General features: G+C 66.5%; 9 protein-coding genes and 1 pseudogene. 9 read left to right on the forward strand and 1 reads right to left on the reverse strand.

Features of this window, described 5'->3' with window-relative positions; translation table 11 throughout:
* Positions 1 to 131: 131 nt before the first annotated feature.
* Positions 132 to 242: pseudogene (locus tag L0966_RS21015) on the forward strand (transposase); the annotation flags it as partial.
* 3 nt (positions 243 to 245) lie between these two features.
* Here the strand turns inward: L0966_RS21015 and L0966_RS21020 are convergent.
* Positions 246 to 1,106 (reverse strand): transglutaminase family protein, encoded by an 861-nt coding sequence (locus L0966_RS21020; RefSeq protein WP_234054066.1) that lies wholly within the window; start codon positions 1,104 to 1,106, stop codon positions 246 to 248.
* A 389-nt stretch (positions 1,107 to 1,495) separates the two neighbouring features.
* Here L0966_RS21020 and L0966_RS21025 point away from each other — a divergent pair, with 389 nt between their 5' ends.
* The 8 genes from L0966_RS21025 to L0966_RS21055 all read left to right on the forward strand — a co-directional run bounded on the left by L0966_RS21025 (position 1,496) and on the right by L0966_RS21055 (position 13,817).
* Entirely contained in the window at positions 1,496 to 1,708 is a 213-nt protein-coding gene (locus L0966_RS21025) for a cold-shock protein (RefSeq protein WP_234054043.1), read from the forward strand.
* A gap of 207 nt (positions 1,709 to 1,915) precedes the next feature.
* Positions 1,916 to 2,044, forward strand: a complete 129-nt coding sequence (locus tag L0966_RS22335) for a hypothetical protein (RefSeq protein WP_255684216.1) — start codon at positions 1,916 to 1,918, stop codon at positions 2,042 to 2,044.
* A 9-nt stretch (positions 2,045 to 2,053) separates the two neighbouring features.
* Complete coding sequence (locus tag L0966_RS21030; protein ID WP_234054044.1) at positions 2,054 to 2,356, forward strand: hypothetical protein; 303 nt, start codon at positions 2,054 to 2,056, stop codon at positions 2,354 to 2,356.
* Positions 2,357 to 2,383: 27 nt separating this feature from the next.
* On the forward strand, positions 2,384 to 2,647 hold the full coding sequence (locus tag L0966_RS21035; RefSeq protein WP_234054045.1) for a DUF1488 domain-containing protein: 264 nt from the start codon (positions 2,384 to 2,386) through the stop codon (positions 2,645 to 2,647).
* 85 nt (positions 2,648 to 2,732) lie between these two features.
* A complete protein-coding gene (locus L0966_RS21040; RefSeq protein WP_234054046.1) occupies positions 2,733 to 2,954 on the forward strand; it encodes a hypothetical protein in 222 nt (73 codons plus the stop codon).
* Positions 2,955 to 3,141: 187 nt separating this feature from the next.
* Entirely contained in the window at positions 3,142 to 8,847 is a 5,706-nt protein-coding gene (locus L0966_RS22605) for a glucoamylase family protein (RefSeq protein ID WP_234054047.1), read from the forward strand.
* Positions 8,823 to 11,666, forward strand: coding sequence for a GH36-type glycosyl hydrolase domain-containing protein (locus tag L0966_RS21050; RefSeq protein WP_234054048.1), 2,844 nt, complete (start codon positions 8,823 to 8,825; stop codon positions 11,664 to 11,666). Before L0966_RS22605 ends, L0966_RS21050 begins: the two co-directional genes overlap by 25 nt.
* A gap of 789 nt (positions 11,667 to 12,455) precedes the next feature.
* A complete protein-coding gene (locus L0966_RS21055) occupies positions 12,456 to 13,817 on the forward strand; it encodes a site-specific integrase (RefSeq protein WP_234054049.1) in 1,362 nt (453 codons plus the stop codon).
* Positions 13,818 to 13,886 lie beyond the last annotated feature (69 nt).

Consider the following 13,886-nt stretch of genomic DNA (forward strand, 5'->3'; position numbering starts at 1 on the left):
CGTGCCATGGAGCGCTATAGAAGCGACTTCGAGGCTGTCCGCGAGAAGAGCGCTCGGCTGCGTGCCGAGCGGGAAGCCCTTGAGGCGGAGAACGCCTCGACGCGTGCGGCAGGCAAAAGACTGAACCGCCCCCCGGCAAGCCGATGCAGAACGGCTTCGTCGAGAGCTTCAACGGCCCGCTGCGGGGCGAGTGCGTGAATGAGCCCCTGTTCTCAAACCTAGCGCACGCTCGCGCCATCATCATTTCATGACGTGAGGTGGACATCCACAATCATGTCCCGGAAGGCGTTGCTGCCGATGAAGCTCCCTTGCACCGGAACGGCCTGGCGGATGTCACGCACCACCGCCACCGGAATGAGATTGAAGCCGCCCATGCTGCGGTTGGTGGGGTCGAAGGGGATCCAGCCGGCGCCTGGAACGAACACCTCCGCCCAGGCATGAGTCGACCCCGTGCCTTGAGAGCCCACGAAAGCCCCGGCCGGGTTGTAGAGATAGCCCGACACGATCCGTGCACCGAAGCCCAAGCTGCGGACGGTTTCCACGAAGAGAACGGCAAAATCCCGGCACGAGCCCCAGCCGCGATCGAGGGTTTCGACCGGCGACTGCGTCCCCTCCGCATCCCGGCTCTGATAGGAGATCTGTTGGGATACGCCGGCGCTCAAATCCTTGAGCAAGGAGAGGGTGTCGGTGGAGTTCCCCCGGACAAAGCCCAGCGCCCAGCTCCGCAGCCGCCCAGAGGCGTCGGGAAACTGAGGGATGCCCAACGCGCCGAGATCGGTCCATTCGTCGTCGGAATAGCGAAACGGGAAGGACACAGCGGAGCCCGCGATGGCGAACAACGGCCATGGTACGGCATCGAGCTGCAATTGGGTCGTGCTGTCGATCACCAGATGGTCGCTGGTGGTGAAGAATGTCGCCGTGGCGACCGCGTTGCCGAAGACATCCTGGGCCCAGTTCATCGTCGCCGCCGGTGTCAGCGTCACCTCGTTCGACGTCACCCGCAGGTCGCGGCTCTCGCGCGGGCGGAGCATCAGCCGGTGCGGCCCGAATGATACCGGCCGATGGAAGCGATAGGTGGTGGTGTGGCGGATCTGGAGAGGGATCAAAGGCGCTCCATCGGGCTTGGTCACGGCTGAGGTCTTGACGGGGATGCGAACGCAACCGCGTCACTGTGGCCTGAGCCCGGCCGGTTGAAAGGCCCCGAGCTCCATCCCCCGTTCGCGCCGGGAGACGCGCCACAGAGCAGGGGGTAAAAGGGACCCTCATTTATTTAGCATAGAATGGGCCACAAACAGCGATCGGCGATTAACATTCATAAAATATTGTTGCCATTCCCGGAATTGTGGAGCATATTCATTTCGTCGATAGACAGCCAGATCACTTGGCTTCGCGCAGAATTCGCTTTTGCGCTCAACCAAAACTTCTCGCCAGAAAATGCGATTTCGACGACCAGCCGCCGGCTGGTGAGCTAAACATTACATTGAAAGGGTTTCCCATGACTGAGGGAACCGTGAAGTGGTTCAACGCCCAGAAGGGCTTTGGATTCATCGCCCCCAATGCGGGCGGCAGCGATGCCTTCGTCCATATCAGCGCCGTGGAGCGCTCGGGCCTTGGCCAGCTGCGCGAAGGTCAGAAGGTGGGCTTCGAGCTCGTCGCTGACCGCAAGAGCGGCAAGATGGCCGCTGACATGCTCAAGGACCTGAGCTGACCTCAGCGGCCGGCATCCCGAGTCTTTCGGGACGCTGGCCCTGCGCATCGCCTCCAAAATGGCTGACCGCGGATGTACCGGCAGTCCCGGCAGCGATGCGCCATTCCCTGGCCCTGCAGGGCGATCGGCGCCTTGTGGCCTTTGAGGTCGCAGGGCGTTTTTCGTCTCACCCGCAGAATCAATCGACGCGCCCTATAGGAGACGATCATGGCCAAAGGACAGATGCGCGGCAATCGCGAAGCGAAGAAGCCGAAGAAAATCAAGGTGCCGGAGGCGTCACCTTCCTTCGTGAAGGGGACGCCCGTGTCCGTAGGGCCTCCCAAGAAGAAGAGCTGAGGTGCTGTCATGAATGTCCGAACCCGCGAGGCCGTGATCACGTTCGATCATCCTTTTCACCTCAGCGAAGCTGAGGGCGTCCTGCCGGCAGGAACCTATCGTATCGCCATCGACGAGGAGCAGCTTCTCGGCCTTTCCTTCGTCGCTTATCGGCGCGTGGCGACGATGCTGCACACGCCGGCCCTCGCGGCGCCACAGGGCAGGAGCGCGATCCTGTCGGTGGATGCAGCCGAACTCGATGCCGCCCTGCTGAACGACCAGCGGCAGTCCGCCAAGGACCGTGACGCTCGTTCTTCTGCTGCCGCCACCTAAAGGGGGTGCCTCTAACAGGAAATCTCGATGCCACTCCAGTTTCCCAACGCCAGCCGCATCTACGACCCGGTCCGGCGCTGCGTGACCTTCTGGGGGCACGATTCTGCCTTCGAGGTCGCGTTCCACCTCGATGCTGATGTCCTGCAGCGATTCAGCCCCCAGGCTGGGCAGGACGAAGCCGCATCGCTGCGGGCCTTTGACATGAACCGGGTCCGGATCGAGCGTGTCGCAAGCGGCGTCTATGCGCGTCGGCGGCAAAGCTTCCACCGCCTCTCCGCGTCCGACTTTTAGGACCAGCGCACTTTCGACCAACGTCCCGGCACCGTCGCAAGACAGCGCGCGCCATACACCACGGAAGAAAGGCGGGCATGTCGCCATGAACAAAGGCCTTCACATCATTTTCCAGTCGCTCGACGCCGAGCATGTCCTCGCCCGGGTGGTCTGGCGCGAGCAAGACAGCGGTGGCGGAACCGTTACGCTCGAGATTCCCGTCCGCAACAGCGCCGCCGCGCCAAAGAGCAACGTGCAGCTTCAGGCGGACGCACGGGCCCTGGCCATCCGGTTCGCCCGAGCCTTCGCCGACACGATCCAGGATTAGCCCGTCGCACCCCCGGTCATAGACCGCGCGCGGCGCTGCCCTCCGGCGCCACTCTCCGCATTGCAGATCGTGGTCCGCACCGCGCGTTAGAAAGGTCCATTTGCTCACGCTTCTTCTCCGCGCCATCGGGCGCGCGCCCGCCTCATCCCCTTGGAATGACCAACCCGTCCGTGAGGAGCTGTTCGGTGTGGAGCGGCTCGAAGAGCACGCCCGCAGCCTGGCGGCAGCCCAGACGGTGGAGCCTCGGCTCGCCAAGGGGCATGCGCTCTCGGTTCGCCTCGCCGACAATGGCGCCGTCCTGCTGGCGGCCTATCGCGCCATCGCTGCGGCCGTCGCCGAAGGCGGTGCCATCACCCCTTCTGCGGAATGGTTGATCGACAATTATCATCTGGTGGAAAGGCAGATTCGGGAGATCCGCTCCGATCTGCCGCCGGGCTTCTATCGCCAGCTGCCCAAGCTCGCCGGCGGGCCGTTCGTTGGATATCCGCGCGTGTTCGGGGTGGCATGGGCGTTCGTGGCCCATACCGACAGCCGCTTCGATCCCGGGATGCTGTCGCGCTACCTTGAGGCCTACCAGGAGATCCAGCCGCTGACCATCGGCGAGCTTTGGGCAGTCTCCATCACCTTGCGGATCGTTCTCATCGAGAATCTCCGGCGACTGGCCCAGGCGATTGTCGACGACCGTATCGCCCGGCGCGAGGCAGATGCCGTGGCCGATCGGCTGCTGGGTGCCGGCGGGACGCCCGGCGGACCCGTCGCAACCGTGCTCGCCAATTACGAGCAAGGACGGCTGGCGGACGCCTTCGCCGTCCAATTGGTCCACCGGCTGCGCGACCAGGACCCAGGGATCACGCCGGCCCTTGTCTGGCTCGATCAGCGCCTGACAGCGCAGCATACGACTGCCGATACGGTGGTACGCGAGGTGCACCGCGGCCAGGGCGCGGCGAACGTGACCATCCGCAACATCATCACCAGCCTGCGGCTGATCTCCGACCTGGACTGGCAGGACATGTTCGAGCGCACCAGCCTCGTGCACGCCATGCTGGCCGGCGGAAGCGCCTTTGAGGAGATGGATTTTCCAACCCGCAATCTCTACCGCGACGCCATCGAGCAGTTGGCGCGCGGATCAGGCCGCACCGAGCTTGAGATCGCCCGCGAGGCCATTGCCGCAACCGAGCGGGCTTGCGGCGTGCTCTGCGACCAGGAGGGGCTCCGGCGCGACAGCGAGCCCGGCTACCACCTGATCGGAGGCGGTCGTCGCGCATTCGAACGTCAGGTCGGATTTCGCCTGCCCATGGGCAACATTTCCACCCGACTGAACCGGGCCTTCGGCGTCGGCGGCTATGTGGGCGCCATCGCCATCGCGGCAGCGGCGCTCCTGGCCCTGCCACTGCTGGCGCTCGCAGCCGCCGGCCTCGGCGCGGCGCAGCTCGTTCTGCTTGGCCTGCTCGGGGCCGTTCCGGCAATCGACGCCGCGGTTGCGCTGGTCAATCGCGCCATGAGCTTCGGTTTCGGGGCGACGGCCCTGCCGGCTCTGGAGCTGCGCGATGGCGTTCCCTCGCATCTGCGCACTCTGGTGGCAGTGCCCACGCTGCTGACGAACCCCGCATCCATCGAAGAAAATATTGAGCGGCTGGAGATCCATCACCTCGCCAGCCCCGAAGGCGACCTTCATTTCGCGCTCCTGTCCGACTGGACCGATACCCAGACCGAGCATGCGGACGGCGACGACGCTCTGGTCGCCCTGGCCGCGGCAGGGATCGCTCGCCTCAACGCGCGTTATGGGCCCGCGCCGGGCGGCGCCCGGTTCGCCCTGCTGCACCGTCGGCGGGTGTGGAATGCAGGCGAGGCGCGCTGGATCGGCTGGGAGCGCAAGCGCGGCAAGCTGCATGAGCTGAACCGCCTCCTGCGCGGTGCCTCCGACACCACCTTCATGAACATCGCCGGATGCCCGCCGAAGCTGCCGGAAGACGTGCGCTATGTGGTGACGCTGGACGCGGATACCCGGCTGCCGCGCGACACGGTCCGCCGGCTCATCGGCAAGATGGCGCACCCGCTCAACCGGCCCAGCTTCGATGCGGCGTCAGGCCGGGTGGTGGAGGGCTATGGCGTGCTCCAGCCGCGCGTGACGCCATCGCTGCCCATGGGCGCGGAAGGCTCGCTGTTCCAGCGCACCTTCTCCTCCATGAGCGGCATCGACCCGTACGGCTCGGCCGTGTCCGACGTCTATCAGGACCTGTCCGGCGAAGGCTCCTACGCCGGCAAGGGCATCTATGACGTGGACGCGTTCGAGGCCTCCCTGGACGGGCGCGTGCCGGATTCGGCCCTGCTCAGCCATGACCTCTTCGAGGGGGTGTTCGCCCGCGCTGGCCTCGCCTCCGATGTGGAGGTGGTGGAGGAGTTTCCCGCCCGCTACGACGTCAGCGCCCTGAGGCGCCATCGCTGGGCCCGCGGCGACTGGCAGCTTCTGCCCTGGATTTTCGGGCGAGGTCCCCAGCGCCCCGACGCCACCCATGGCTTCGGCGCCATCCCCGTCATGGGGCGCTGGAAGATGCTCGACAATCTGCGCCGATCTTTGTCCGCGCCTCTGGCCGTCGCCGCCCTCGCTGCCGGCTGGACGCTACCCTTTGCCGCCGCGCTGTTTTGGACCGTCGTCGTGCTGTTCACCCTTACCCTGCCCAATCTCATTCCGGTCCTCGCCGCCATCGTGCCCCGGCAGCGCGGCATCGCCGTGGCAAGCCATCTGCGGGCGCTCCTGGGGGATCTGCGCCTGGCGGCGCTGCAATCCGCGCTCACGGTGGTGTTCCTCGCCCATGAAGCATGGCTGATGGGCGATGCCATCGCTCGCACGCTCTGGCGGCTGATGGTCACCCGTAAGCACCTCTTGGAATGGGTGCCCGCCGCGCAGGCGAGCCTTGCCCGACGCCCCGACCTTGCCGGTTCCTATCGCCGGATGGCCGGCGCTCTGGTCATCGCCGTGACGGCGATGATCGTCGCGATCCTCGCCGGACGGGGCGCGTGGCCGCTGGCGGCCCTGTTCGCCGCGGCGTGGGCCGCATCTCCCGCCGTGGCGCGCTTCGTCAGCCGCTCGCCCCATCCGGCGGGCCGCCTGCAGATGTCTGAGATGGAGGCCCGCACCCTGCGCCTGACCGCGCGGCGCACCTGGAGCTTCTTCGAGACTTTCGTGACGGCGTCAGACCATCACCTGCCGCCGGACAACTTCCAGGAAGACCCAGCGCCGGTGCTGGCGCACCGGACATCGCCCACCAACATGGGCCTCTATCTTCTCTCGGTTGCCAGCGCCCGCGATTTCGGATGGCTGGGCACGGGCGCGGCCGTGGACCGGCTGGCGGCGACCTTTGCCACCATGGCCGGCCTCGCCCGCTTTCGTGGCCATTTCTACAATTGGTACGACACCAGCGACCTGCGCGCCCTCGACCCGAAATACGTCTCCACCGTCGACAGCGGAAACCTCGCCGGGCACCTCATCGCCATCGCCAACGCGCTGCGCGGCTGGACGGCGTCCGCGCTGCCGATCCCCCAACGCCTCGCCGGCATCGCCGACGCGCTGGACCTGGCCCGTGAGGAGGCCGGCCTTCTTGCCGACGGCCGTCGCACCCAGACCGTGACCCTTCCCCAGTTGGGGGAAGCCCTCGCCGCCCTCGCCGACGCCGCGCGCCGGGTCTTTCTGCCGGGCGAGGACCTGTCCCGCCGGCTCTCCGATCTCGCCGCCGACGCGGACACCATGATGGATATCGCCCGTGCCCTGGCCACCGAACGCGGGGACGCGGCGGGCTCGGATATGCTGTTCTGGGCGCAGGCGAGCCTGGATGCAATCGCCAGCCACCGCCGCGATCTGGCGGATGGAGCGGAGGTCAGCCCGCAGCTGGCCGCCCGCCTCGCCGCGCTCGAAGACATCGCCCGATCTATGGCGCTTGAGATGGAATTCGGCTTCCTGCTGGACCGCGACCGCACTCTCCTGTCCATCGGCTATCTGGTGGCGGAGGGCACGCTCGATCCCAGCTGCTACGATCTTCTCGCCTCGGAGGCCCGGCTCGCCAGCTTCTTCGCCATCGCCAAGGGCGATGTCCCGGCCCGGCACTGGTTCCGCCTGGGACGCTCGGTGACGCCCATCGCCCACGGCGCCGCGCTAATCTCCTGGTCGGGCTCCATGTTCGAGTACCTGATGCCGTCGCTGATCATGCGCGCGCCGGCCGGCAGCCTGCTCGACCAGACCAACCGGCTCGTGGTGCGCCGGCAGATCGACTACGCGGCCGGCATGCGGGTGCCGTGGGGGATCTCCGAATCCGCCTACAACGCCCGCAACCTGGAGCTGACCTACCAATATTCCAATTTCGGCGTCCCCGGCCTCGGGCTGAAGCGCGGGCTCGGCGACAACCTAGTGGTCGCGCCCTACGCGACCGCGCTCGCCGCCATGGCCGACCCGGTGGCCGCCTGCGCCAATCTCGCCCGGCTCCGCGAGGCCGGCGCCCGTGGCCGCTACGGCTTCTACGAGGCCCTTGACTACACCGCGAGCCACATCCCGGCGGACGAGAGCCATGCCGTGGTGAAGGCCTTCATGGCGCATCACCAGGGCATGACCATCGTCGCCGTCGCCGACACGCTGATGGGCGGCGCCATGCGCGCGCGCTTCCATGCCGAGCCCATGATCCAGGCGACAGAACTGCTGCTGCAGGAGCGCACGCCCCGCGACGTGGCGGTGGTGCGCCCCTGGTCGGCGGAAGGGCGATCGGCCGCCCGCGCCCGCGACCTGGAGCCGCCCGCCGCGCGCGCCTTCACCTCGGCCCGGCAGGCGACCCCCGCCACGCACTTGCTCTCCAACGGGCGCTACGCCACCATGCTCACCGCCGCCGGCTCCGGCTACAGCCGCTGGGGCGAGTTCGCCGTCACCCGCTGGCGCGAGGACACGACCTGCGACGATTTCGGCTCCTACATCTTCGTGCGCGACGTGCGCAGCGGGGAGGTATGGTCTTGCGGCTTCCAACCTAGCGGCGTCGAGCCCGCCGCCTACCAGGTAACCTTTCACGAGGACCGTGCGGAGTTCATCCGCCGCGACGGCACGCTGGAGACCACGCTGGATGTGCTGGTCTCCGCCGAGGACGACGCGGAGGTGCGTCGCGTCACCTTCTCCAACACGGGCAACCGCGCGCGGGAGCTGGAGATCACCTCCTACGCCGAGCTGGTGCTGGCGCCCCAGGCCTCCGACATCGCCCATGCCGCCTTCTCCAAACTGTTCGTCGAGACGGAGTACCGCGCCGACACCGGCGCGATCCTCGCCACGCGCCGGCGGCGCGCGCCGAGCGAGCCGGAAATCTGGGCCGCCCATTTCAGCGTGCTGGAAGGCGAAGCCGTGGGCGCGTCGGAGATCGAGACCGACCGGGCCCGTTTCCTGGGGCGGGGCCATGGTGTGCGCACCCCCATCGCGATAATCGACGGGCGCCCGCTCTCGAACACGACGGGCACGGTGCTGGACCCCATCTTCGCGCTGCGCCGGCGCGTCCGGATCGAGCCAGGCGGCATGGCGCGGATCGCGTTCTGGACCGTGGCCACGTCCACCCGTGACGCGCTGCTGGACGGCATCGACAAGCATCGCGACACGGCCGCCTATGGCCGCGCGGCAACCCTCGCCTGGACTCAACGCAGGTCGAGCTCTACCATCTGGGCATCACGGCGAGCGATGCGGCCACATATCAGCGGCTCGCCGGCTACGCGCTCTACGCGGCGCCGACGCTGCGCCCCGCATCGGACACGATCCTGCGCGGCGGCGGTCCGCAATCGAGCCTCTGGGCCCAGAGCATTTCCGGCGATCTGCCCATCGTTCTGCTGCGCATTTCCGACCTCGACAATGTGGATGTCGCCCATGAGCTGCTGAAGGCGCACGAATATTGGCGCATGAAGCAGCTGGCGGTGGACCTGGTGATCCTGAACGAGCGCCAATCGTCCTATGTGCAGGATCTTCAGATCGCGCTCGAAACCCTCGTCCGCACCAGCGGGTCGCAGCCGCACGTCGGGCGGAACGGGCCTGTCGGGCAGGTGTTCGTGCTGCGGGCCGATCTGATCCCGTCGGAAACGGGATCGCTTCTCTCCTCCATCGCCCGCATCGTGCTGGTCGCCCAGCGCGGCAGCCTCGCGGAGCAGTTGGATCGGATCAGCGACACGGAGGCCACCGCCAACACGTTTCCCAAGCCCCCCGCCGCCGCGCCGGAGCCGCCGCCGCCTGCGCCAGAGCTAGAATTCTTCAACGGGCTCGGCGGCTTCGCCGACGACGGGCGGGACTATGTGACGGTGTTGGGCCCGGGCCGGTCCACGCCGGCGCCGTGGATCAACGTCGTAGCCAATCCCGCATTCGGCTTTCAGGCGGCAACCGAAGGCAGCGGCTTCACCTGGTCCCAGAACAGCCGTGAAAACCTCATCACGCCCTGGTCGAACGATCCCGTCACCGACCGCACCGGCGAAGCGTTCTACCTGCGCGACGACGAGACCGGCGCCGTCTGGACGCCCACCGCCGCGCCCATGCGCGACGAGGCGGCCACCTATGTGGCCCGCCACGGCCGGGGCTACAGCGCTTTCTCCCATGCGGCCCACGGCATCGCGAGCGAGCTCGTCCAGTATGTGCCGGCCGAGGGGGCCATCAAGATCTCCCGCCTCACGCTACGCAATCAGACCAACCGGCCGCGACGGCTCTCGCTTACCGCCTATGTGGAATGGGTGCTCGGCCCCTCGCGCTCCGCCACGGCCCCCTTTGTAGCGACGGCCATCGACAGCGAGACCGGCGCGTTGTTCGCCCGCAATTCCTGGAACGGTGATTTCGGAGCGCGCGTCGCCTTCCTCGACATGGGCGGACGCCAGACCGATTGGACGGGCGACCGCCGCGAATTCATCGGGCGAAACGGCATCCTCGCGGACCCGGCCGCGCTCAGGCGGGCGGCCCCGCTCTCCGGGCTGGTGGGCGCCGGCCTCGATCCCTGCGGAGCCATCCGCACCACGCTGGAGCTGCGCCCGAACGCCAGCGCGGAGATCGTCGTCTTCCTCGGAGAAGGAGCCGATGCGCCGGAGGCCCGCGCGCTGATCGCCCGGTTCCGGGCCGCCGACCTCGACGCGGTCCTCGCGGAAGTGACCGCGGGTTGGGACGATCTCCTCGGCGCCGTCGAGGTGCGCACGCCCGACCGCGCCATGGACATCATGCTGAACGGCTGGCTGCTCTATCAGTCGCTGGCTTGCCGGGTCTGGGCGCGCTCCGCCTTCTATCAGGCGAGCGGCGCCTACGGCTTCCGCGACCAGCTCCAGGACGGCATGGCGCTGGCCGCGCTGCGCCCCGACATGACGCGCGCCCACCTTCTGCGGGCGGCCGCGCGGCAGTTCGTGGAAGGCGACGTGCAGCATTGGTGGCTGCCCCATTCCGGCCGGGGCGTGCGCACCCGCATTTCCGACGATCGCGCCTGGCTCGCCTATGCCACCGCCCACTATGTGAAGGTGAGCGGCGACGCGGGGGTGCTGGACGAAAGGGTGCCGTTCCTGGAAGGCCAGAGGCTCGCTGCTGGCGAGCACGAAGCCTTCTTCCCGCCCACCGTCTCCGATGAGTCCGGATCCCTGTTCGAGCACTGCGCCCGCGCGCTGGACCAGAGCCTCGCGCTGGGCGGCCACGGCCTGCCGCTCATGGGTACAGGCGACTGGAACGACGGCATGAACCGGGTGGGCGAGGACGGCGCGGGCGAGAGCGTATGGCTCGCCTGGTTCCTGCACGCGGCCCTCACGGCGTTCGCCCCATTGGCCGAGGCAAGAGGAGACGATCTGCGAGCGGGCCGGTGGCGGACCCATGCGGAGGGGCTTGGCGCCGCGCTCGACGGCACGGCGTGGGACGGCGACTGGTATCGCCGCGCCTTCTTCGACGATGGCACACCGCTCGGCTCGGCCATAAGCGAGGAATGCCGCATCGACTCCATCGCGCAGTCCTGGGCGGTGCTGTCGGGCGCGTGTGATCCCGCGCGGGCGGTCCGCGCTATGGCGGCGGTGGAGCGGGAGTTGATCCGGCCGGAGGAAGAGCTGGCGCTGCTGTTCACGCCTCCGTTCGACAGGACGGCGCTCGATCCCGGTTACATCAAAGGCTATCCGCCGGGCATCCGCGAGAATGGTGGCCAGTACACCCATGCAGCCCTGTGGTCCGTAATGGCGTTCGCGGCACTTGGCGAAGGCAACAAAGCGGGGACCCTGTTCTCCATGCTCAATCCCATCAATCACGCGCGAACGCGCTCTGACGTCGTGCGCTACAAAGTGGAGCCCTATGTGCTCGCCGCCGACATCTATGCTGAGCCGCCCCACACCGGCCGCGGCGGTTGGACCTGGTACACAGGCTCGGCCGGCTGGATGCAGCGGGCGGGGATCGAGAGCATCCTCGGGCTGCGCAAGGAGGCGGGCATGCTCCGTCTTGATCCCTGCATTCCGCGAGACTGGCCGGGCTTCGAGCTGACGATCCGCCACGGCACCGCGCGATATCGCATCACCGTAGAAAATCCGCAGGGGGTGAGCCGGGGTGTTGTGTCCGCCACTCTGGACGGGGGCGCGCTGCCGGTGATGCCGCTGCTCTTCGCTCTTGAGGACGGGCCTGCGGATCACCCCATCCGCGTTACGCTTGGACGAGACGGGCCGACCGACGTCACATCCAACATCCATGCAGCGGTGGGTCCGTCCTGAGGGGGAGCCTTGCGTAGGTTAGTGCCGAAGACCAGACGTTCCGAGTATCGGCTTTGGGTCATCTTTGCCCCTGCAAACCGAGTTGCTCCCTTCGGCCCAATCGTTGGGCTCGACAAATCCTGAAGCACAGTCCCGTTGGAAGCGGAGACACGGCGCCTGCTGCGGTTGCTGCGCCCATGGTTCAGAACGGCGGGATAGCGCCCCCCTTGCACGACGCATCCGTCGCAGGGCGTGTTCGGATCGATCGCCAACAAGCGGGAAGTGAAGGCGACGGCTAGGCGGCGGGATGAAAGACGGACGCTGTCCCAGTATCTGTAAAGGGAGACCCTGATCGCCGCGGCGAGGCATAGGGAGTCTACCGATCTCGTGGCACGCAAGAGACCGTGGGAGTCAGCGTCGCCAAGCCGCGCGTCTCATATGCTGTCGAATTTCGAAGAAGGCGGGATCCGCATGCAGATAGGAGCCGCTTTACGACCCTGCCAAGGCGGCCAATCAGCTTTCAGCACGAGGACAAAAACGTGCGCCCGCCACTCAAACGCCGATACAATCTTTAGTTGAAATGGCGCACCCGACACGATTCGAACGTGTGGCCTCCGCCTTCGGAGCAATTTAGCCTGCCTATCCGATATGCACGATAGGGCACGCTACAATGCGATATATAACTGAAGTCGCTAGACAATTCGGATTTCCGCGCCGAACTGTCTATCCAGAATTTCGCTCCAATATCCATCCGGTTGCTTCCGTGGTGCTTCCGCGGAAGCAGCCCCTCACTAGCGAGGGGAACGCCTCATGGCAAAGCTGACCAAGCGGATCGTGGACGCTGCCGATGTCCGCGAGAAAGACTATTTCATCTGGGACGACGAACTGCCCGGCTTTGGCCTCCGCGTGTTCGCCTCCGGCAAGCGCAGCTACCTCATTCAATATCGCTCTGCCGGACGCACGCGACGCTACACCATCGGCCTACATGGCGTGTGGACGCCAGAGACCGCCCGGCAAGAAGCGAAGGTCCAACTGGGGCGCGTCGCGCGCGGCGACAACCCTTCCGAGGAACGTCAGCTCGATCACAAGGCCATCACGGTCAAGGAGCTTTGCGCCCTCTATACCGCTGATCTGAACGCAGGCCTCATCCTGGGTAAGGGCGGGCGACCGAAGAAGCCGACCACGATCATCACCGACACTGGCCGTATTGAGCGGCACATCATCCCGCTGGTCGGCGCTCGCCGGGTCAAGGATCTCACCAAGGCCGACATCAACAAAGTCTTGAAGGACATCATGGCTGGCAAGACGCGCGTTGCCGTCAAGACGAAGAAGCTGCGTGGAAAGGCCATCGTTCGTGGCGGTGCCGGCACCGCCACGCGCACCGTCGGGCTATTGGGCGGCATCCTCACCTACGCCGTCGATGCTGGGATCATCGAGACCAATCCCGCGCACGGTATCAAGAAGCCCAAGGACAATGTTCGGAATCGTCGCCTCACAGAGGCGGAGTACCGCACTCTCGGGCAAATGCTTCGCGAGGCCGCAGCGAACGAAAAATACGCCATGACCGTGGACATCATCCGCCAGATCGCGCTCACCGGCTGCCGCCGCTCAGAAATGATCTCGCTAATGTGGATCGAGGCGGACATCGACGCGAGCTGCATGCGACTAGTAGACAGCAAGGAAGGCGAGTCCATTCGTCCTATCGGGCTGCCCGTCGTCGAGTATCTGGAGGAGCGGCGCAAGACCGCTGCGGGCACTTATGTCTTCCCCGGTCAGGGCGAGGACAATGCGTTCGGCAGCTTCCCGAACCATTGGGAGCAGATTTTCAAAGACAGCCCGCTCGCCGGCGTCACCCCACACGTCCTGCGTCACAGCTTTGCCAGCATCGCCAACGATCTCGGCTTCACCGAGGTGACGATCGCCGCGCTGGTCGGCCACTCCAAGGGCTCGGTGACGAGCAAATATATTCACACGCTCGACACGGCGCTCATCATGGCCGCCGACACGATATCCGGTTACATCCAAGGGCTACTCGAGGGGATCGAATTCAAACAGACCGCCTACGCATTGGATCGTGATTCCCGTCGAGCTGCGCTTGACCTCTTCCTGACCAAAGCGGTGGGAGAGCCGGGGAACGAAGCCGAGGACGGGGAGCGTCGCTTGGCAGCTTGAGGCTTGCGATCAGCCACTGGTCGGCGAGCAATTCATTGCCGCACACGATGCAGTCGAAAAAGCTTTTTG

The sequence above is a fragment of the Xanthobacter sp. NM-59 genome (assembly GCF_021401125.1).
Taxonomy (GTDB): Bacteria; Pseudomonadota; Alphaproteobacteria; order Rhizobiales; family Xanthobacteraceae; genus Xanthobacter.

What these genes read in the sequence shown, in the direction of transcription:
- L0966_RS21030 (WP_234054044.1), top strand. Translation starts at nt 2,054, where the DNA reads ATGAATGTCCGAACCCGCGAGGCCGTGATCACGTTCGATCATCCTTTT.
- L0966_RS21055 (WP_234054049.1), top strand. Translation starts at nt 12,456, where the DNA reads ATGGCAAAGCTGACCAAGCGGATCGTGGACGCTGCCGATGTCCGCGAG.
- L0966_RS21035 (WP_234054045.1), top strand. Translation starts at nt 2,384, where the DNA reads ATGCCACTCCAGTTTCCCAACGCCAGCCGCATCTACGACCCGGTCCGG.
- L0966_RS21040 (WP_234054046.1), top strand. Translation starts at nt 2,733, where the DNA reads ATGAACAAAGGCCTTCACATCATTTTCCAGTCGCTCGACGCCGAGCAT.
- L0966_RS21025 (WP_234054043.1), top strand. Translation starts at nt 1,496, where the DNA reads ATGACTGAGGGAACCGTGAAGTGGTTCAACGCCCAGAAGGGCTTTGGA.
- L0966_RS22335 (WP_255684216.1), top strand. Translation starts at nt 1,916, where the DNA reads ATGGCCAAAGGACAGATGCGCGGCAATCGCGAAGCGAAGAAGCCGAAG.